At 63.3% G+C, this 19,865-nt stretch carries 15 protein-coding genes and 3 pseudogenes; 6 read left to right on the forward strand and 12 right to left on the reverse strand.

The annotated features are described in order from the left end of the window. The first annotated feature begins 33 nt into the window (after positions 1-33). Complete coding sequence (locus AC0V7N_RS28950) at positions 34-909, forward strand: hypothetical protein (RefSeq protein WP_496627439.1); 876 nt, start codon at positions 34-36, stop codon at positions 907-909. On the opposite strand, the gene AC0V7N_RS28955 is transcribed toward AC0V7N_RS28950, so the two are convergent. Further along, a complete protein-coding gene (locus tag AC0V7N_RS28955; protein WP_475451613.1) occupies positions 857-2,188 on the reverse strand; it encodes a dihydroorotase in 1,332 nt (443 codons plus the stop codon). The genes AC0V7N_RS28950 and AC0V7N_RS28955 overlap by 53 nt on opposite strands. A gap of 75 nt (positions 2,189-2,263) precedes the next feature. Here AC0V7N_RS28955 and ygfZ point away from each other — a divergent pair. From ygfZ to AC0V7N_RS28970, 3 genes and pseudogenes are all read left to right on the forward strand, one after another. Continuing rightward, a pseudogene (ygfZ, locus tag AC0V7N_RS28960) lies at positions 2,264-3,123 on the forward strand (CAF17-like 4Fe-4S cluster assembly/insertion protein YgfZ). Beyond that, positions 3,123-3,758 (forward strand): HD domain-containing protein, encoded by a 636-nt coding sequence (locus AC0V7N_RS28965; RefSeq protein WP_475451614.1) that lies wholly within the window; start codon positions 3,123-3,125, stop codon positions 3,756-3,758. The pseudogene ygfZ and the gene AC0V7N_RS28965 overlap by 1 nt, the downstream one beginning before the upstream one ends. Before the next feature lie 65 nt (positions 3,759-3,823). Continuing rightward, a complete protein-coding gene (locus AC0V7N_RS28970; protein WP_475451615.1) occupies positions 3,824-5,962 on the forward strand; it encodes a putative bifunctional diguanylate cyclase/phosphodiesterase in 2,139 nt (712 codons plus the stop codon). Positions 5,963-6,003: 41 nt separating this feature from the next. Here AC0V7N_RS28970 and AC0V7N_RS28975 read toward each other — a convergent pair whose 3' ends face one another. Next, positions 6,004-6,924, reverse strand: a complete 921-nt coding sequence (locus tag AC0V7N_RS28975; RefSeq protein ID WP_475451616.1) for a LysR family transcriptional regulator — start codon at positions 6,922-6,924, stop codon at positions 6,004-6,006. A gap of 95 nt (positions 6,925-7,019) precedes the next feature. Between AC0V7N_RS28975 and AC0V7N_RS28980 the strand changes: the two genes are divergently transcribed. Beyond that, positions 7,020-7,775, forward strand: coding sequence for an SDR family NAD(P)-dependent oxidoreductase (locus tag AC0V7N_RS28980; protein WP_475451617.1), 756 nt, complete (start codon positions 7,020-7,022; stop codon positions 7,773-7,775). Between the two features lie 61 nt (positions 7,776-7,836). Here the strand turns inward: AC0V7N_RS28980 and AC0V7N_RS28985 are convergent, their stop codons facing one another. Next, entirely contained in the window at positions 7,837-8,727 is an 891-nt protein-coding gene (locus AC0V7N_RS28985) for a fatty acid desaturase family protein (RefSeq protein WP_475451618.1), read from the reverse strand. Positions 8,728-8,840: 113 nt separating this feature from the next. Here AC0V7N_RS28985 and AC0V7N_RS28990 point away from each other — a divergent pair, with 113 nt between their 5' ends. Beyond that, positions 8,841-9,773: a LysR substrate-binding domain-containing protein gene (locus AC0V7N_RS28990; RefSeq protein ID WP_475451619.1), complete on the forward strand. Its 933-nt coding sequence runs from the start codon at positions 8,841-8,843 to the stop codon at positions 9,771-9,773. A 14-nt stretch (positions 9,774-9,787) separates the two neighbouring features. Here AC0V7N_RS28990 and AC0V7N_RS28995 read toward each other — a convergent pair whose 3' ends face one another. The 9 genes and pseudogenes from AC0V7N_RS28995 to AC0V7N_RS29035 form a co-directional block, all read right to left on the reverse strand. Next, complete coding sequence (locus AC0V7N_RS28995; protein ID WP_475451620.1) at positions 9,788-10,060, reverse strand: DUF3303 domain-containing protein; 273 nt, start codon at positions 10,058-10,060, stop codon at positions 9,788-9,790. A gap of 18 nt (positions 10,061-10,078) precedes the next feature. Continuing rightward, positions 10,079-11,544, reverse strand: a pseudogene (locus AC0V7N_RS29000) (RimK family ATP-grasp domain-containing protein). Next, positions 11,541-12,647 carry a peptidase C39 family protein gene (locus AC0V7N_RS29005; RefSeq protein ID WP_475460538.1) on the reverse strand — a complete coding sequence of 369 codons (1,107 nt, stop codon included), beginning with the start codon at positions 12,645-12,647 and terminating at the stop codon, positions 11,541-11,543. The pseudogene AC0V7N_RS29000 and the gene AC0V7N_RS29005 overlap by 4 nt, the downstream one beginning before the upstream one ends. A 208-nt stretch (positions 12,648-12,855) precedes the next feature. Continuing rightward, complete coding sequence (locus AC0V7N_RS29010; RefSeq protein WP_475451621.1) at positions 12,856-13,647, reverse strand: anti-sigma factor family protein; 792 nt, start codon at positions 13,645-13,647, stop codon at positions 12,856-12,858. Continuing rightward, positions 13,644-14,162, reverse strand: a complete 519-nt coding sequence (locus tag AC0V7N_RS29015) for a sigma-70 family RNA polymerase sigma factor (protein ID WP_027045295.1) — start codon at positions 14,160-14,162, stop codon at positions 13,644-13,646. Before AC0V7N_RS29015 ends, AC0V7N_RS29010 begins: the two co-directional genes overlap by 4 nt. Positions 14,163-14,336: 174 nt before the next feature. Next, positions 14,337-17,078, reverse strand: a complete 2,742-nt coding sequence (locus tag AC0V7N_RS29020; RefSeq protein WP_475451622.1) for a DUF2339 domain-containing protein — start codon at positions 17,076-17,078, stop codon at positions 14,337-14,339. A gap of 83 nt (positions 17,079-17,161) precedes the next feature. Then, on the reverse strand, positions 17,162-17,770 hold the full coding sequence (locus AC0V7N_RS29025; RefSeq protein WP_496627441.1) for a hotdog fold thioesterase: 609 nt from the start codon (positions 17,768-17,770) through the stop codon (positions 17,162-17,164). Beyond that, positions 17,676-18,451, reverse strand: a pseudogene (gene recO / locus AC0V7N_RS29030) (DNA repair protein RecO). The gene AC0V7N_RS29025 and the pseudogene recO overlap by 95 nt, the downstream one beginning before the upstream one ends. 132 nt (positions 18,452-18,583) lie before the next feature. Next, complete coding sequence (locus AC0V7N_RS29035; RefSeq protein WP_475451624.1) at positions 18,584-19,753, reverse strand: porin; 1,170 nt, start codon at positions 19,751-19,753, stop codon at positions 18,584-18,586. Positions 19,754-19,865 lie beyond the last annotated feature (112 nt).

Genomic DNA, 19,865 nt, shown 5'->3' on the forward strand with positions numbered 1-19,865 from the left:
ATCGATTGCCCGGGAGCCAAGGAGATACGGGCAGTGAATTTTCCGATGTCAGGCAGGCCGAAGGGCCTGGTCCTCTACATCCGCCTCGCTGCTTGCTGTGCCGCGATTGCCTTTGTGACGTGCCTGGCAAGCAGCCCGGCCTATGCGCTGAGCGAGATCAAACGCGAAGAGCTTCCCGCTCCCGTCACACCGTCGACGGATGACGACGTTTCGTCGCCCGGCGGCGCGATTCCCATGCCTGACCCGGTGGGAACCCCGCCTTCGACTGGCCAGCAGCCGGCCGCTCCGGACGCTGCGGAGCCCGACAGTCCAGCGGATGGCGGCACCAACAGGCCGCGTGTCGATCCCGAAGCGCCGTTGCCGGAAGTCGTCTACGATCTCAGCAAGCTGCCCGAGCCCGTGCGGCGCATGCATGATTTGATCATCGAAGCCTGCAAGAGCGGCGACATCGAAAAGCTCCGGCCCTTGATCGGCAAGGGCGACAGCATGACCCAGCTGTCGCTGGCCGATATCGACGGCGACGCCATCGCCTTCCTCAAAGGCCTGTCCGGCGATCCAGACGGCCAGGAAATCCTGGCCATTCTGGAGGAGGTGCTCAGTGCCGGCTATGTCCATGTCGATGCCGGAACGCCGCAGGAACTCTATGTCTGGCCGTATTTCTTCGCCCTGCCGCTGGACAAGCTCGACGCCAAGCAGCGGGTCGAGCTGTTCAAGATCGTCACCGCCGGCGACTTCGACGACATGAAGCAGTTCGGCGCCTATATCTTCTACCGCGTCGGCATCACGCCTGCCGGGCAGTGGACATTTTTCGTCGCAGGGGATCGAGCGGCTTACCCTCCACAAGCGAGTACGGAGGCTAAACCGGCAGCGCCTCGGAAAACTCCACCGCCCTGCCCTGGCCTGGCGTGACGATTTCGCCTTCCCACATGATTCGTCGTCCGCGAACGACCGTGCCGACTGGCCAGCCGGTCACTTCCTTGCCGTCATAGGGCGTCCAGCCCGCCTTCGAACCGGCCTGCGCATTGGTGATGGTCTCGCGCCGTTTCATGTCGACGATGGTGAAGTCGGCATCGTAGCCGGCGGCGATGCGGCCTTTTCTGGCCATGCCGAAAATGCGCTGCGGGCCGTGGCTGGACAGGTCGACAAAGCGCTGCAAGGTCAGCCGGCCGGCGTTGACGTGGTCGAGCATGATCGGCACCAGCGTCTGCACACCGGTCATGCCCGAGGGCGAAGCCGGGTAGGGTTTTGCCTTTTCGGCCAGTGTATGCGGTGCGTGGTCGGAGCCGAGCACGTCGACAATGCCTTGTGCAATGCCGTGCCAGACACCGTCGCGGTGGCGGGAGGCGCGCACCGGCGGGTTCATCTGGATCAGCGTGCCGAGCCTGAGATAGTCGTCGGCGCTCAGCGTCAGATGATGCGGCGTCGCCTCGCAAGTCGTGACGTCCTTGTGCTGTTCGAGGAACAGGATTTCCTCGGCGGTCGAGATGTGCAGGACGTGGATGCGGGCGCGGGTCTGCTTGGCGATGCGCACAAGCCGCTCGGTGCAGCGCAAGGCGGCAATTTCGTCGCGCCAGACCGGATGCGATGACGGGTCGCCCTCGATGCGCTCGCCGAGGCGCTCACGCAATCGGAACTCGTCCTCCGAATGGAATGCGGCGCGGCGGCGAGTATTCCGCAGGATCGAGGCGACGCCTTCGTCGTCCTCGACCAGCAGGTCGCCGGTGGACGAACCCATGAAAACCTTTATTCCCGCCGCCCCCGGCAACCGCTCGAGCTCGCCGACATCCCTGGCGTTGTCACGGGTACCGCCGACCCAGAACGCGAAATCGCAATGCATGCGGCCGCTGCCGCGCCAAACCTTGTCGGCAAGCGTTGCCGCGCTGGTGGTCAACGGGTTGGTGTTGGGCATCTCGAACACCGCGGTGACACCGCCAAGCACCGCAGCCCGCGAGCCCGTTTCCAAATCTTCCTTATGCTCCAGTCCCGGCTCGCGAAAATGCACCTGGCTGTCGACGACACCGGGCAGAATATGCAGGCCGCGGCAGTCGATCGTCTCGCCGGCTGAAGCCTGGCGGAGATCGCCTATTGCGGCGATGCGCCCCTTCTTCACGCCGATGTCACGTGCCCCCTCGCCGTCATGGTTGACCACAGTGCCGCCTGTCAGGATGAGGTCGTAGGTCATGGCCATGCTCTCTTGCGGGGGGAGTGTCAGCGGCTTACGTAATGGCCAACCGTTTTGCAAGATCAGGCTTTTATCCGCCCCATGCCCTTTGCCCTGCTGAAAGACCGCGCGCTCATCTCCGTCTCCGGCCCGGATGCCGAGCACTTTCTGCAAAACATCCTGACCACCGATCTCGACACACTCGGCCAAAGCGAAGCAAAGCCTGGCGCGCTTTTGACGCCGCAAGGCAAGATCCTGTTCGACTTCCTGATCTCGCGGGCCGGTGAAAACGCCTTCCGGCTCGAATGCCGGGCCGACATTTCAGACGATTTCGTTCGCCGGCTGACGCTCTACAGGCTTCGCGCCAAGGTCGAGATTGCCAAGTCGGAACAGACGCTTGTCACTGTCGGGTGGGGAAAGAGTCAATCGCCTCAGAAAATGATTCAACCGCGCCTGCCGACAGGCGCTTTCGCGATGAGAGCGTCACGCGCTCCTATGCCGGCACTGCAGACGCCGGCGACATCGCCGCGTGGCAGGCCTTCCGCATTGCCAATGGGATTGCCGAAAGCGGTGCCGATTATGCGCTGGGCGACGCCTTCCCGCATGACGTGCTGCTCGACGAGACCGACGGCGTCGGCTTCAGGAAGGGCTGCTATGTCGGCCAGGAAGTCGTCTCGCGCATGCAGCATCGCGGCACGGCCAGGCGGCGCGTGCTGATTGTCCAGGCTGGGCTTCCCCTGCCCGCCTCCGGCACCGAACTCACCGTTGACGGACGGCCGGTCGGCACGCTCGGCTCGAACGCCGGCACATCAGGGCTTGCCATTGCCCGCATCGACAGGGTCAAGGCGGCGCTGGACGCCGGCCAGCCGATCCTGGCGGGCGATATGCCAGTAACGGTAGCCATTCCCGCCTGGGCCAAATTCAGCTTTCCGCAGGAAGCCGTCAGCGCGGAGGAAGCCTGATGGCGGCGGACCGCACCGGCGCGCCGCCACGCGCCTGGCAGCGCATGCTGTCCGGCCGCCGGCTCGACCTGCTCGACCCCTCGCCGCTCGACATCGAGATTTCCGACATTGCCCATGGGCTCGCCCGCGTCGCCCGCTGGAACGGCCAGACCCGCGGCGAGCATGCATTTTCGGTCGCCCAGCATTCGCTGCTGGTCGAGGCGCTGTTCAACGACCTCGTGCCCCAGGCTTCGGCCAGCGACCGGCTCGCGGCGCTGCTGCACGATGCGCCGGAATATGTCATCGGCGACATGATCTCGCCGTTCAAGTCGGTGATGGGCGGCAGCTACAAGGATTGCGAACTGCGCCTGCAGCGCGCCATCCATCTGCGCTTTTCGCTGCCTCCCGAACCGGCCGCGGCACTGCGCAGGGACATCAAGCGCGCCGACCAGATCGCCGCCTATTTCGAGGCGACGCTGCTTGCCGGCTTCTCGACCGCCGAGGCGACCGAATTCTTCGGCCGTCCGCGCGGTTTTTCCGCCGAGCGCTTCGACTTCACACCGCGCTCGGTCACCTGGGCACAGAATGCCTTCCTGAAGCGGTTTGCGGCGATCGAGACGTCGCGACGCACAGTTCCGACGTCGGCTGTAGGGTAGAAAACGCTAAATTAACCGGAAACGTCAACAGTGCGGTGTTGGATCAAACACCGCAGGCGCGCCTCATGCCCGTCGTGGATGTCAAGGTTGGTTCGGTCGTCCCGGAGCGGGTGGCCGAAGGCGTGGAGCGCTCTCGCCACATGGAAGACGAGCTGCGCGAACAGAATGAGCGCTTTTCAGCCGCTGTCGAGAACATGTCGCATGGCCTGTGCATGTTCGATGCCGACGAGCGCATGATCATCTGCAACGGCAACTACCTCAACATCTTCTGCCTCGACGCCAAGCTGATACGACCGGGCATCCACTTCATCGACATCCTGCGGCACAGCGTCGACATCGGCATCGCCTCGCAAAGCGCCGACGAGCTCTATGCCATCCGCAAACCCTATATCGACCAGGCGAAACCCTCGACCTACGAAGAGACGCTGTCGGATGGTCGCATCATCAACATCTCGCACCGCCCGCTGGCTCTGGGCGGCTGGGTCTCGATCTATGAGGACATCACCGAACAAAGGCGCGCCGAGCAGGATCTCAAGGAGCAGCATCGCCGTTTCGACGCCGCACTCGCCAACATGTCGCAAGGCTTGCTGATGTATGACGCCGACGGCAAGATGATCGTGCGCAACCGGCGTTTTCTGGAACTCTACGACGTCACCGCGGCGGACTTTCCGCTTGGAACAACGCACCGCGACGCGCTCGAACGGCTTCTGGAACTGGGCATCTATACGAAGATCGACGTCGACAGCGAAGTCGCCAAGACCGAAGCCTGCCTGGCGGCGGCAAAACCGCATTCGGCCTATCGCTATCTTACCGACGGCAGGACGGTTCTGGTCACACGACGGCCGATGAGCGGCGGCGGCTGGGTGGTGACCTTCGACGATGTCACCGAACGTCGCCGCACCGAAGAGCGTATGACCCACCTTGCGCATCACGACACACTGACCGGACTGCCCAACCGCTCGATGTTTCGCGAACGGCTCGACCTGGCACTGGAGGATGCGACGGCACCGCCGCTGGCGATCTTCTCTCTCGATCTCGACCGCTTCAAGGCGATCAACGACACCTGGGGACATCCTGCCGGCGACTGGCTCTTGAAAAGCGTGGCCGAGAGGCTGCAGTGTTGCCTGCACAATGAGACAGACATCGTCGCCCGCTTCGGCGGCGACGAGTTCGTCATCATGCAGTTCAATTCCAGGGGCGCCGATGCTGAAAAACTGGCGAAGCGCATCGTCGAGGCAATCGCAAAACCGTTTCGCGACAAGAGCCGGGACATGCATGTCGGCATCAGCCTGGGCATCGCCGTCTTCCCTGACGATGGCAGGGACGCCGACACGCTGCTGAAGAACGCCGATACGGCGCTCTATCGGGCGAAGAGCGAAGGGCGAAACCTCTGTCGCTTCTTCGAGACCGCAATGGACGCCGTCGTGCAGGCCCGCCGGGCGCTGGAGGTCGACCTTGAGGCCGCGCTGTCGCGCCAGGAATTGGACCTCGATTTCCAGCCCATCATGCACATCGCCTCCGGCGAGATCATCGGCGCGGAGGCCTTGATGCGCTGGCATTCGCCAGCACGGGGCACTGTCACGCCGGACGCATTCATTCCAGTCGCCGAAGAAACCGGACTGATCGTGCCGTTTGGCGAATGGGCGCTGAGGACGGCCTGCACGGCGGCGGCAAGCTGGCCCCCCGGCTTGCGCATCGCGGTCAATGTCTCGGCCGTCCAGCTCAAAAGCGGCGGTTTTGCCCGTGACGTCATCTCGGCTCTGGCCTTTTCCGGCGTGCCGGCCCCACAGCTGGAGCTGGAAATCACCGAAACGGTGCTGATGGACGAGAGCAAAGCCGTGCTGAAGACGCTGCGACAGTTGCGCGAACTCGGCATCCGCATCGCGCTGGATGATTTCGGCACCGGCTATTCCTCGCTCGGCTACCTCCGGCGTTTCCCGGTCGACAAGATCAAGATCGATCGCTCCTTCATCCGCGACATGGGCAATCGCGACACGGCGGCGATCGTCCGCACCATCATCGGGCTGGGCAATGAGCTTGGCATCGTTGTCACCGCCGAGGGCGTCGAGACCGAGGTGCAACTCGACATGCTGCGCGACAATGGCTGTGTCGAGGCACAGGGTTATCTGATCGGCGTGCCGTCAAAGGCGGCGGACATCCAGCGTCTGTTGAAGTCGCGTGCGCTGCACAGCCAGACCGGCTGATCCGTTCAAGGGCATATCGTCGAGCTCTTCAGCCGCGCCCTCTATTGTGGGATTGGTTGCCAACTTGGTCTCGACAGGCGGGCAGCCATGAAGCCGGCGACGGCTTCGACTTTGGCCGGCCGCGCCCGTGCTGATGGCGTGACGAAATACAGCGCGCCCCTTGGCAACGTCCAGTCGGTGAGGATCGCTTCCAGACGCCCGTCGGCAAGATATTCGCTGGCAATGAACTCCGGCAACTCGGCTATTGCCATCCCAGCCAGCACCGTTGGAACCAACGCTTCAGCATTGGTCACACGCAACGGCCCTGACGGCGTGACGGCCTCTTCGTCACCTGCGGCATTGCTGAAATGCCAGACATCCTGGCGCGGCCGATAGGCATAGCCAAGACAGTGATGCGCGTCGAGGTCGCGTGGCTTGCCTGGACAGCCGTGCCTGGCGAGATAGGACGGTGCCGCAACGATGAACGGAGCTATGTTGCACAAGCGCCGGGCAACCAGCGAGGAATCTGGCAACACGGCAATCCGCAGCGCTGCATCGAACCCATCTCCGATCAGGTCGACGACTTCGTCACTCAGATGCATATCGATCGACACGTCAGGATAGAGTTTGAAGAAATCTGGAAGCAACGGCGCCACCCACCGCAACCCGAACGCCATCGGCACGGCCAGACGCACAAGGCCGCGCGGACTGGCCGACAGCTCGCGGGCCGCATTCTCGGCATCCTCCGCATCACGATAGAGACGGGACGCACGCTCGGCGAGCCGATGACCGAAATCCGTGAGCGCCAGGCGCCGCGACGTCCGATTGAAAAGCCGCGCGCCAAGCCGCTCCTCCAGCCGGCTGACGCCACGTGACACTGTTGCGACCGATAGGCCGAGCACGCGCGCGGCGGCGGCAAAGGACCGCTCTTCCGCGACTTTGGCGAACATGGCCAAACCTTCGAAATCCGGGATTTTCGACATCACCAATCCTGCAACGATTGTTTGCAAGCATTGCTATTTCGAAAGGATCCAGCTGTCCATATGTCTCTGTCACCCCCACAACAGGAGTGACGAAAATGACTGGGAAACTCGAAGGAAAGATCGCCGTGGTTACCGGCGGCAGCAGCGGCATCGGTCTTGGCATCGCCAAGCGCTTCGCCGCCGAAGGGGCGCATGTCTACCTTACCGGACGGCGACAGGCCGAGATCGACAAGGCTGTCGCGGCAGTCGGGAAGAATGCCACCGGCATCCAGGCCGACTCGACCAGTTTCACCGATCTCGACCGGCTCTATGCCGAGGTGAAAGCGCAAAGCGGCCGTATCGATGTGCTTTCGGTCAATGCCGGCGGCGGTTCGATGTTGCCGCTCGGTCAGATAACCGAACAGCACTTTGACGAAACGTTCGACCGCAATGTCAAAGCCGTGCTTTTCACGGTGCAGAAGGCGCTCGCACTGTTGACCGAAGGCGCCTCGGTGATCCTGACCGGTTCGACCGCCGGCTCAACCGGTGCGGCGGCGTTCAGCGTCTATGGCGCGTCAAAGGCGGCACTGCGTAATTTTGCCCGCAGCTGGATAATCGACCTGAAGGAGCGGCGGATACGCGTCAACATCCTCAGCCCCGGCCCGACCCGTACAACGGGCCTGGCTGAGCTTGCCGGCCCCGAAGCCGAGCACCAGAAGGGCTTGCTCGATTTCCTTGCTACCCAGGTGCCGATGGGCCGGCTGGGCGATCCCGATGAGATCGGCAAGGCGGCGGTGTTCCTGGCCTCGGACGATTCCAGCTTTGTCACTGGTGCCGAGCTGTTCGTCGACGGTGGCATCGCTCAAGTCTAGTCGCTCACGCCGGTCGCGTCCTTAAGGGGCGCGCCCGGCATACCGGCACACCTTGGCCACATCAGCGCAATGTCTCGATGTATTTCTCATGGAAGCTGACATAGCCGGGCTCGACCACTTTCAGATGCCGCTCGATCAGCGCGTGAAACTGCGGCAGTTGATGAAACGGCACACCGGGATAGGCATGATGCTCGGCATGGAACGGCATGTTCCAGGCCAGCTTGCGCACGACCCAATTGGTCAGCGTGGTTCTCGTGTTCTCCAGCATGTTGGCGACGAACGGACAGCGGCCGTGCTCGGCCAGGAGGTAGAGGCGCAGAAAGGGCTGACCAAGCAGCGCGGGAATGATCCAGACATAGACAAGCACCGTGAGCCGGAAATAGACGGCGATCAGAATGACGACGGCGTAGAAGGCAATCATGGCGCGCGCCTCGGCACGTACCTTGGGTCGGCCTTTCGGCGGCACATAGCTTTCCTGACTGTGACCAAAGGCATTGGCGTAGAGCGTCTTGAGATGGCCCCACCACAGCGGGATGCCGGAAACATGCACGAGGTACTGCCGCAGGGTGTCCGGTTTGGGAAAGGCCAGCTCGGGATCGTTCTGCGGATCTTGCGTGAAGCGATGATGGGCGAAATGGAAGTAACGAAACCAGTCGGCCGGCAGCGCCAGCGCCACGCTGCACACCCGCGCCACGACATCGTTCAGCCACTGCGTCTCGAAGGCCGTGCGATGAACCGTTTCGTGCAGCAGAGTGAACAGGAAGACGATCAGGATGCCTTGCGGCAACATCAGCAACGGCCAGAATGGCACTTTCGCGGCGATCAACGACCCAATGATTAAAATCGCACCCCAATGGGCGCCGAGTTGAACGAGACCCGCGGCGTCGGACTTGGCGGTCAGGCGATTGCGCTCTTCCGGGGTTAATGACGCGATTATGTCGCGATGATCCATCGGCTTCGATCCAGGCTGGAGATTTGATGGGGCCCACTCTAGCCGGTGAAAAAGCTTTCCAAAAACGACGATTCCTGCGATTTAGATAAGCTAAACTTATCTATCTGGTCATCATGGTCACACCTCCATCCCTGAAAGGACTGCAAGCTTTCGAGGCCGCGGCACGCACGGGCAGCTTTGCCGCGGCGGCGGAAGAGCTTTCGGTCTCGGCGGCCGCCGTCAGCCAGCTCATCCGCACCGTCGAGGAACAGATGGGCCGCAAGCTGTTTCACCGGGTCAACCGCCGCGTGGTCCTCACCGAGGCCGGCGTGGAAATGCTGCCACGGCTGACCATGGCCTTCCAGGAAATCGGCAGTGTCTCGCGTGAACTGGGCGGCGATGCATTTCGCCCACGCCTGGTGGTCTCGGTGCCGCCATCCATGGCCATGGGCTGGCTTTCGCAGCGTCTCGCCGGCTTTGTCGCAAGCCATGGCGCCGCCGATATATCGCTGCGCGGTGATGACGACCCGGTGCCGTTCGACCGCGAGCTGATCGACATCAGGCTGTCTTACGGTCCGCATTACCGCGAGCACCCGACCGAGGACATCGCCCGAGACGCCGTCTATCCCGTCTGCGCGCCGGGGCTTGCCCGCGGGATCAAGGTGGATGGCGGTCCGCTCGCCGGGCTGCCGCTGATCCACACCGACTGGGGACCGACCGGCGCCTCATTTCCGTCCTGGCGCAACTGGTTCGAGGCTGCCGGTGCCCAGCCCGGCCGGGCAGCGCAGCGGGGCCTGTCGGCCAACTCGTCGCGCGCGGCACTCGACCTCGCCATTTCGGGACTGGGTGTGGCGTTGGCACAAGGCGTTTACTGTGCCGAGGCGCTGGGGGACGGCAGGCTGGTCCGCCCCGCCGCCAAGGCGATCGCGTTGCGCCAGCCCTATTGCCTAACGATCCCGGAGCGCAGCGCCAGGCGCGATGTCGTGGCGGCGTTCCGCGATTGGCTGATCAAGGAATGCCAGCGATCGATTGGATCACCGGCGCTGCGTTCCCACGACAGCCTCTGACCGGCAGGCGCCGGTCAGAGATGGCTGGCCAATGCCGCTGTCATGTCCTTGCTCGTTGCCACGGGAACGATCTCGAACTCGACCAGATCGTTCCATTCGATAGCCCACCGCTGCAGCACTGTGACGTCATCGGCCTCGACCAGCAGGAAGCAGCGACTCATATCCGCCGCGATCCAGCTGTGGTGCACGACAAGCTCATCCGGCTTCAGGCGGCCGCGATCGCGGAAGCGGCGGTAGATCTCCTTGCGGTCGCAGCCGGTGAAATCCTCGATCACAATGAACTGCATGTTTTCCCCTTGGTTGAACTATTGTCGCCCCGGCCGGTCGAGCCGCTCCAGGAACCACTGCGTCAGCCGGACCCAGACCTCATCCTTCTCGCCGGAATCTTCCCAGCCATGGTCGAGATTGGGGTTGTCGTTGACCTCGATGACGAAGACGCCGTCCTTGGTCTCCTTGAGGTCGACGCCGTAAAGGCCATCGCCGATGCAGCGTGCCGCCTTGACCGCGGTCTCGACGACATGGGCCGGTGTCTCCTTCAGCGTGAAGGTCTTGATGCCACCCTGGTCGGGCTTGCCATTGGCCTTGTGGTTGACGATTTGCCAGTGCTTCTTGGCCATCAGATAGTGCACGGCAAACAGCGGCTGGCCGCCGAGCACGCCGACGCGCCAGTCATATTCGGTCGGAATGAATTTCTGCGCGATCAGAAGGTCGGAATCCTCTAGCCACTCGGTCGCAAGCCGCGTCAGCTCCTCCAGATTCTCGCATTTCTTGACGCCGCGCGAGAAGGAGGAATCCGGGATCTTCAGCACCAGCGGAAAGCCCAGTGTCTGCGCCGCGAGTTCGAGATCCGAGGTGCCGGCGATCATCACCGTCGGTGGCACCGGCACCTTGTTGTAGGCCATCAGCTCGTTGAGATAGACCTTGTTGGTGCAACGGATCATCGACAGCGGATCGTCGATGACCGGCATGCCTTCCTGCTGGGCACGGCGGGCGAAACGATAGGTGTGGTTGGAAATCGAGGTGGTCTCGCGGATGAACAGCGCATCGTAGTTCGCGAGCTTGGCAAGGTCCTTCCTGGTGATGGGCTCGATTTCGACCCCCATCTTTTCGGCGATCTTGGCCCAGTAGCGCAGCGACGAGATTTCCGACGGCGGCAATTCCTCATGCGGATCGACCAGCGTGGCGAAGGTGTAGCGCGCCGGCGTGCGCCCCTTGGTGTCGCGCCATTCGCGGTTGGTGTAGGTCTCCAGGCACTGGATGAAGCTTTTTCTTCGTCCTCGGTCATCCGCGCCAGCGGATGGAAGCCGATCTTGCGGATCGAGGCCCATTCGGCGCTGTCCTTGATGTGGACCTCGAGTGCCGGCGCCCGGAACCAGTCGAACAACAGCTTGGCGAAACGGTCCCACACCTTGGAGGGGCCGATGCCGAAAAAGATGCAGACCTTGGCCGGAAAGGCGCCGCCGAGATCCTTGCGGCATTTGTTGAGCGCCAGTTCCAGTTCCGGCAACGCATGCTCGTAGAGCTTGCGCTCCGACAGGTCGATCATCGTCTCGACGGTCGGAATGACCTTGTGGCCGCGCGAGCTCGCCAGCAGCGAGGCATAGTAGCCGCGGCTCTGGTAGCCATAATTGTTCGACAGGTTGATGACCTTCGGCCGCTGGCCGCGAAACAGCGAGGGATGCGCGAGATAATCACGATTGGTGATGATCTTGTGCGGTGTCGCCACCTGGTCGAGATCGCTCTGCCGGCCGGTAAGGATGACCCAGGTCATTGTGTGTCGCGCTTCCCCAGAGTGATGGCGGCACGCAGTCCGTCGCGGCCGAACTGCGCCATGTTCATGAAGATGCCGTAGGGCACGGGAATGTTGGCGGCATCAAGGATGGTCTCCTGCCTTTCGTCCTCGACCCAGGGATCGTGGATCAGAATATGGTCGCCATCATCGCCGATAGCCAGCACCCAGTGCGGCACCTTCTTGCCGAACATCAGGAAGCCGCTGATCAGCACCAGCACCAGTTTCCCCTCGGCGATCGCGGCTCTGATGTCATCGATGCTGAATGAGCGGTAATTCACCGGGATGCCGTAAAGTTCCGCGCGGCGGCGAAAGTCGACCTGGGCCAGTTCCATCACCCGGCGCTTGTCCTCGCTGCGCACCGATTGCAGGAACAGCGCGCCATAGAAGGAAACGAAGATCTCCGCCGCGAGCCCGCTTTCGTATCCAGAAACAGCCAGGCCGAATGGTTCGCAGCCGCCCGGCCCCGACATCATGAAGACGGTCGTCGCCTCACGCCAGAGGCGGATTTCCATCACCGGGTCGGGCACGAAGCCCCGGTCGAAATTGGCCATGGCCATCATCAGGCAGCATGGGCCGCAGGTGAATTCGCAGGTCTGCTGATAGAACGGCACCCTGGTGGCGATCGGAATGTCGCCGCGCAAGGTTTTCTCATAGCGAAGCGCGGTTGCGCCGTCCTCGTAGTAGCCCGGCTCTCGGCCGATCTTGCGGTAGCCGGCCTGCTCGTAGATGCGGATGGCGCGGCTGTTGTCCTCACGCACTTCGAGACGCAGCATCATGCGGTCGTGTTCGAAGGCAGCGTCTTCCGCCGACGTGAGCAGCATGCGGCCGACACCCAGCCCGCCAAAAAACGGACCCGTGGCTATGGAGTAAAGCCGCGCCACCCCACTGCCCTTGCGAAACAGCACGATCGCATAGCCGGCGACGCGGCCATCGACTTCGGCGACCAGCGTCTCGGCAGTCTCGCGCTCGATGAACAGGCGAAAGGAGCGACGGGAAATGCGATCGCTCGAGAAAACGGCTTTCTCGATGGCGGCGAGATCATCGACGTCAGACGCGCGGGCCGTGCGGATCTCGGCAGGCATGCGACTTGAGAAAACCTCGATTGCGTTGCGGAAACGGCCCCGGTCAAAAGCGTCGCAAACACCGGCCGAAGCGCCGGTATTCATCAAGCGCTATCGCTCCTTGATTAGGGCCGAATTGTGACAGTTTCCGCGGCGGCAAGGAAGCGCGCGGGCTTTGAACAGGATCGCTGTTTTGACAGGCCATCGGTTGCAAACAATTGCGGCCAAATCAGCTTGCGATGCCAGCCAGAAGCTGGCCATAGGCGCTCTTGGCCACGACCGCCAATTGCTCGCGCGGCAGCGAGCCGACGACGGCGCAGCCATAGCCCTTGTCCAGCCAGTAGACCGCCTGCGGGCCGTCTTGCGCCGAGGCATAGGTGCCCTTGGCGTTCTCCGTCGATTCCGCCGTGACGAAGAGCGATATGCGTTCGCCCTTGTCGTCCTCGTAGAGCAGCATCGCGGCCTTGGCTTCTCCGGCCGGCAACAACCGGCCGCCGACCAGTTGAAAACCGTTCGCGGTCAGATCCGGCGCTACCAGCTTCAGCCCAACCCGGTTGGACAGCCAGGTCTGCAAATGATCCTTGTCGCTGGCCGGCACTTCCACCGCGTGCCGCTTCTCGGCGGCGTAGATGACATGGGCGGCAATCGCCTGCTCGGCGAGCCGATCCTCCGCCGGATCCTCCTGTCCGGCGCTGTCAATGCCGGCAAAATAGCCGCCAAATCCACCTGTGGCCAAGAGCACGGCCGCGGCCGCGGCAAGCCACCAGCGCGAGCGCGGCACCACAGCCTTAACAGGCGCTTCGCCGAGCACCACCTTGCGCAAGCGCGCGGGAACAGGCTCATCCAGCACGCCGGCAAAGGCCGAGCGCAACGCCTCCCGGTCGGCTGTGAAACGGGCGCTTCTCGCCTTCATCTCGGGATTGGCATCGAGCCAGGCATCATAGGCGGCACGCTCGTCGGCCGGCAGTTCGCCGTCGTGCGCCATATGGATGTCACGTTCGGAGAAATCGCGGCGGATCATTTCTCGACGATCCTTATCGTGCGGCGACGCGCCGTGTCATCGAGCAACCCGCGCAATTCCTCACGCCCGCGCGCAATGCGCGACATCAGCGTGCCGGCGGGTACGCCCAGAATGTTGGCGGCCTCGGCATAGGAAAAGCCTTCGATGGCGACCATGACAAGGGCCGCGCGGCGATCGGGGCTGATCGCCTGCAACGCATCGATGATCTCGCGTGAGGCGATGCCTTCCAACTGCTCGGCCGGCTGGGCAACCGCCTCGCCCGCTTCCAAGGGAAGCATCGCCGCTTCGCCGCGGCGGTTCACCTTGCGCATCTGGTCGATGAACAAATGATGCATGATCGTAAACAGCCACCTCCTGGGGCTTTCTCCCGTCTGCCAGTTGTCGAGCCGCATGAGTGCGCGCTCGAGGCAGTCCTGAACGAGGTCGTCGGCAGAATCGCGGTCGCGCAAAAGCGAGCGTGCGTAGCGGCGCAGGCGCGGTATTTCGCCAAGGATTGCTGCCTTCTTTTCGTCCATGACCGCTGGTTCTGAGGTCGCCCTTGTTGATCCCGATTGAACGCGCCTTCCCGGCGTGACGCAAGCGGCCAGCGCGAAGCGGTCCAACGCCCCGGTCACCCAAGCAATGAGATAACGAGCCCATTGGCCGATTTATTCCCGGCCGGACGGAAATCTTATTGTTCTTGCTTGCCTTTACCCATTTTCCTTCGCCGCCCGCGTCAGCAGCCGCTGGTAGAACAGGCCGATGCCGATCAAAACCGCGCCCAAGCCGATGAAAGACAGCGCCCGCAGCACGCCTTCCAGCTCCGACATGTCGAAGAGGAAGACTTTCAGCACGGCGATCGCGATCAGCGCGGCGGAGGCAATGCGCAGCACCTGCGACTTCAGCCAGACGCCGGCGGTGAGCAGCGCCACGCCAATCACCAGCCAGAGCGCCGAATAAGTGTAGGTCTCCAGCTGGCCGAGGCCGCTCCACAGGCCGATGAACTCGCCCTTGAACAGCCGCCTCACCGACAGCGTGGCATAGGCCAGGGCAAGCACGGCCGCCACCACCGCCAACATCTGCGCATACCATTTCGGCCGCTTGTCGCGGGCGTACAGCGCCAGCCCACCGGCGGCGACCGCCGGCAGGAGATAGGCGAGGAACAACAGGTTGAACACCGGGATCTGGCCGGTCGATTCGTCGGTGAACAGCGGGTTCAGCACCACGAAATGCCGGATAACAATGAACGCGACCGAAACCACGCCGGCGGCCATCGAACCATAGCGCAGCACCGAGCTTGGCGAGCGCATGTCGATGGCGACCAGGATGGCGCCGGCGCCGATGGCAATCAGCGTGTAGACCGCCTGCTCGGCGAGCGTCATCGCACCCGTGTCGATGACGCCGCCATGCATGGCGTGACGTACCAGCATGGCAACGGCAAGCAGCGCAAACAGCGCCGTCGCCGCTTCCATGGCGAGGCGCGGCCGGCCATTGGTGGTGCGGGCGAGCTGCCAGGCGGCGAAGCCGAAGGCGAGCGCCGGCACGCCGTATCCCGGCAGCAGCCAGTTGAACACCGGCGTCCTGGAGAGGAATTCGGCGCCGACGATGGTCGGATCGAAGGCGACACGGCCAAGCACGGCGATCACCGCGCCAACCGCAATCCAGCCAAGCACTGGATAAGCGCGCCAGCGCGTCGCCAGCGCCGGCACGATGGCCGCGGCACCGAGCAGAATGGTGGTCCAGCCGGAATCGAAAGCCATGTGCAGCATCAAGAGGCCGGCGATCGCCGCGCCGCACAGGGCAAACGACACCGCCAGGCCGCCCTTGAGAGGCGGTTCTTCGGCGCGCGCGATCCACTCGCCGCCGGCGGCGAAAACCACGACCAGAAGGGCCGCAACCGCGGTATAGGCAAGGTCGCGATCGAGATTGCCGTAGGTCAGCCATAGCGTCAGCATGATGAGCAGCGGCGCGGCGATGCCCCATGCCGCCCAGCATGCCGCGCGGATCTGCGCGACGGCGGCGAAACGGCGGGCGGCCCAGAAACCCGCGCCGACGAAGACCAGGCCGAGGCCAATGCCGATGCGCAGCGTCAAGGGATTTCCGGCGGCCACCTGCAGGCCGTCAAAGCCTATGTTGCCCTGGGACAAATCGGAGCCGATGGTGGCCGGCGGAATGATGCCGAGATAGATCATCACGCTCACCACCCCGGCGGCATGCAGCAGCGGGACGGCGCGCGGCCGATAGAGTGCGGTGGCGACAAGGGCGACGATGACCAAGGCGCCCGGCAAGGCATCGCCGGCCGCGACAAGCGTGGAGTCGACGGACAGGCCCAGCGCCGAAAACGCAACAAAAACGCCCGGCACGATCGATGGCCAATCGAAACCCGTTTTTGCAGTTTCCTCTTCGCCGCCACGACTGCGCAGCCAGACAAGGGCAAGCAACGCCAGCGTCACCGCGTCGATGAACAGGATGACGGCAAGGTCGGCGCCGGGCGCGTTCGTCATGTAGGCGATGGTCCAGAGACCGGTGCCGAAGAAGGCCGCCGCCATCAGGAATTTCCAGTCGCGCATGCGGGCGATCACCGCGGTGGCGGCAAGCACGATGGCGAGATAGACGAACAGCGCCCATGGATTTGGCGCCTGCGAGGACACGAGCGCCGGCGTCGCCATGGCACCGACGAGACCGATGCCGGCCAGGGCCAGGCCATGGACCAGGGCAGCTGCGATCGTCGCCACGCCGATGGCGCCGAGCAGCGTGAAGGCAAGCGCCGGGCCGATGAAGCCATAAATGCCATGGGCGGCATAGACGGTGCCGAACAGGATGAAGGCACCCGCCGCCGTCAGGATCGCCGGAATATAGGCGCCGGCAACGCCTTGCACCGGCACCTTGAAGCCGGTGCGGCGAATGAACTCGCCGCCGGCGACCAGTACCAGCCCGAGCACCGCTGCCATGGTGAGCCGCACGCCGGGGCCGAAAATGCCAGCCTCGATGGTGTAGCGGATCAGGAACAGGCCACCCAGCGCCAACGCGATGCCGCCGACCCAGACCGCCCAGCGCGTGCCGAGCGCCGTTTCGATATCCGGCTTGCCGTGCGCTTTGACCGGCGGTGTCGGCGCCGCGGGTTCCACTGCCTTCGGCTCGCCCGCGGCCCACGGGCCGGACACAGCGTCGCTGGGCACAGCTACCGTCTCAGGCGCCGGCGCTTGCCCAGCGGTGGCCTCGCTCACCGCAGGCGAAGCCATGGCGGCAGCTACTGCTGGAACCACATCGGCGGGTTCGCTGTCCCTCGCGGCCTGCCCGGATGGCTTGACCACCGGCGGCACGGCGCCCGAAAGGACGAGACTGCGCAGCGCGCCAAGCTCGCGCTCGACAAGGCCGATGCGGCTCTGCTGACGCGAAATGATGACGAACAAGGCAATGATGGCGACAAGGCCGATCAGGCTTTCAAACATGGCGGTTCCCCCAAACCAGGCCAGTTTTCACTGACGTTTCATCTCACTGACATTCAAATGCGGCGGCTAAACGGCTTAAAAACTCAACGTGCCGCCAGATTGGCGGCTGGAAATATCGAACATGTCTCGGTGCCGAAAGCCAGCAGCTTGCCGCCGGCATCCCTGAGCGTCGCTTCCGAAACGGCAAGCGTGCGGCCTTTGTGGACCACCTTGCCTTCGCAGACCACCTCGCCGGTCCTGGGCGTGATCGGCCGCGTGAGATCCACCATGAACTCCGCCGTCGTGTAGGCCTCGCCCTTTTCGAGCAGCGTCTGCAAGGCGCAAGCCAATGCCGAATCGAGCAGCGTCGCCGCCCAGCCGCCATGCACGCCGCCGAGCGGGTTGAGGTGGCGCTCATTCGGCACGCCACGGAACACCGCTCGACCTTCCGACACTTCGGTCAGCGCGAAGCTGAGCTGGAACGAGATCGGCGGTGCCGGTATTTGCCGTCGATGATTCGCTGCAGCAACTCCAAGCCAGTGTATTTCAGGATGTCGGCGTGCGGAATGGTGCCGAGGCCGAGCGGCGAGACCCGGCCCGGATAAAGCTCGACTTCGCTCATGTGATGATTTCTCTGGCTGCATTTTCTCCGGCAATGGTTTTGCGCGCTGCATAGTGCTTGCGCAGCGCGGCAAGGAAGCCGGCGCGGGCATCGGGCTGTTCGATGGCACGCGGCTCGTAGACGTGGCGGCCAAGAAGAAGCCGGTGAGCCGGAAGGCGTCCTCGACCGCCGCTGGATCGGCGCGCAGGCCGGAGCCGCGCTGCAAAAAGGCCGGCAGCGCCAGCATCTTGTCGTGCCAAGGCGCGCCGGCTTCTGCCGAGACCGCACGGCCCGACTTCGGCGAAACATAGGCAAGGTCCTGCTTTGTGCCGGTGGCGGCGCATTGGCTGAGATCGAGGCCGAAGCCGAGTTCATCGAGAATCAGAAGCTCCAAGCGCGCCACCAATTCGCCGGCGGCATCGGCATCGTCGAGATGGACGATCATCACGGTGAGCGCCTCGTAGAGGCCGCCATGAGCATCGCGCTCGGGTAGCAGGCGCAGATGCGCGGCCATGGTCTGCAGTCCGTAGACGGCGACGGCGCTATCCATCAATCGGGCAGCGTTCATCTCGATCGCCTCGACCTGGAAGGTGCCGAGATGCTCGTCGAGCCGCGCCCGCCACAGAAGATCGACGCGATTGCCAGGCTGGAGAACGGGTTGCTGCTTGCGCGAGCGGCCGCCGCGGACGAGGCCGAGATGACGGCCATGCGCACGTGTCATCACCTCGAGAATGGCGCTGGTTTCGCCATGCTTGCGGGTGCCGAGAATGATTCCCTCGTCGCGCCATTCCATGCCGGAGCTTTTCACCGATCGGGTGACGAAATCAAGGTATGGGCCCGGCGCCGGGGCCAACGCTCGCAAGAACACATAAAAAACCGCCCGCAGCGATACGCTGCGGGCGGCCTGGTAAGGTCAGTCGATCGATTAGAAGTTGCGCTGGAAGCGGAGGATGCCGCCGAGGCTGCTCTTCTTGGTAGCCTTGGTCCAGTTGTTGAAGTCGGCGTCGTCGAACTTACCTGCATTGAGGTAGTCGACTTCAGCAGTGACCGTAAAGCCGGGCACAACGGTATAGGCAACGTTGGCGGCGATGCCGAGGTTCTTCCAGTCATCATAGGAGACCTGGGCATTGAACGCAGTCTTGTCGTTCAACTTGTAGGTGCCGCCGCCCCAGACTGCCCAGTTGCCGCCCCACTGCTTGTAGAAGCCGCGACCTTTTGCATTGACGAAGTTGGTTGGATCGTTGAGGTTGTTGTCCGAGCCGTAGCCCCCCATGATGAACAGCGAAAATGCCTTGCTGACATTCACGTCCAAACGAACCTTGCCGGCCACTTCCTCGTAGTTGCTGTCATAGGCGACGACGCCTGTGATCGCGCCCCAGTCACCCTTGTACTTCAAGCCGCCGACCACATGCGGCACGTAGCTGTCGATGGTGCCGGTGCCAGCGCCTTCTTCAAGCGAAACCAGCCCCGTCAGCCCGTTGCCTCCGTCGAAGTAGTACTGAACGACGTTGCTCTCCTGCCCGCCATACGGAACCAGAGTATCCTGGATGACGTTGCCGGCATAGCCGATGAACGTATCGAAAGCTGTATCGTCCTTGCCGACGCGCAGGCCGCCAAGCTGAATCCAGGCGAAACGCAGCGAAATAGGCGTCTTGTTAACGGCCTGCCAGTCATTGGCGCTGCTAGCTTTTTGATTGGTATAGTCGCCAGACTTGTTGCCGAAATTGATGCGCGTCTCGGTGTAGGTCTTCAGGGTGCCGAGTTCGGTTTCCTGGCCGGTCCAGGTCTTCAGCGTGAAGCGGGTGTTCTTGTAGTAGGTCGAATGATCGTCACCGGCATTCATGCGATCCGGGACATGGTTGACACCATCCAACGAGCCGGCATCACCGACGCCGATATCGTAACGGACATAGCCGCCGATGCGCAGGCAGGTTTCGGTGCCCGGAATGTAGAAGTAGCCGGCGCCGTAGACGTCGCAGATCTTGACGTATTCGGCCGGTTCCGGCTCGGCGACGACAACCGCGTCCGCGGCGCGAGCGCCGGAAACCGCGATCAGGGCCGCGGCTGAGCCGAGAAGGAGGCTCTTGATGTTCATTTTCTGACCTCTCCAGTCAAAGTTAAAAATGGCTTCGGATTTGTGGCTGGCGGATATGTTTTCCCGCCTCACCCCCACAACGAAAAAGGCTCGCACCGCGTCCCCTTTTCGC

Source organism: Mesorhizobium kamtschaticum, from assembly GCF_056174585.1.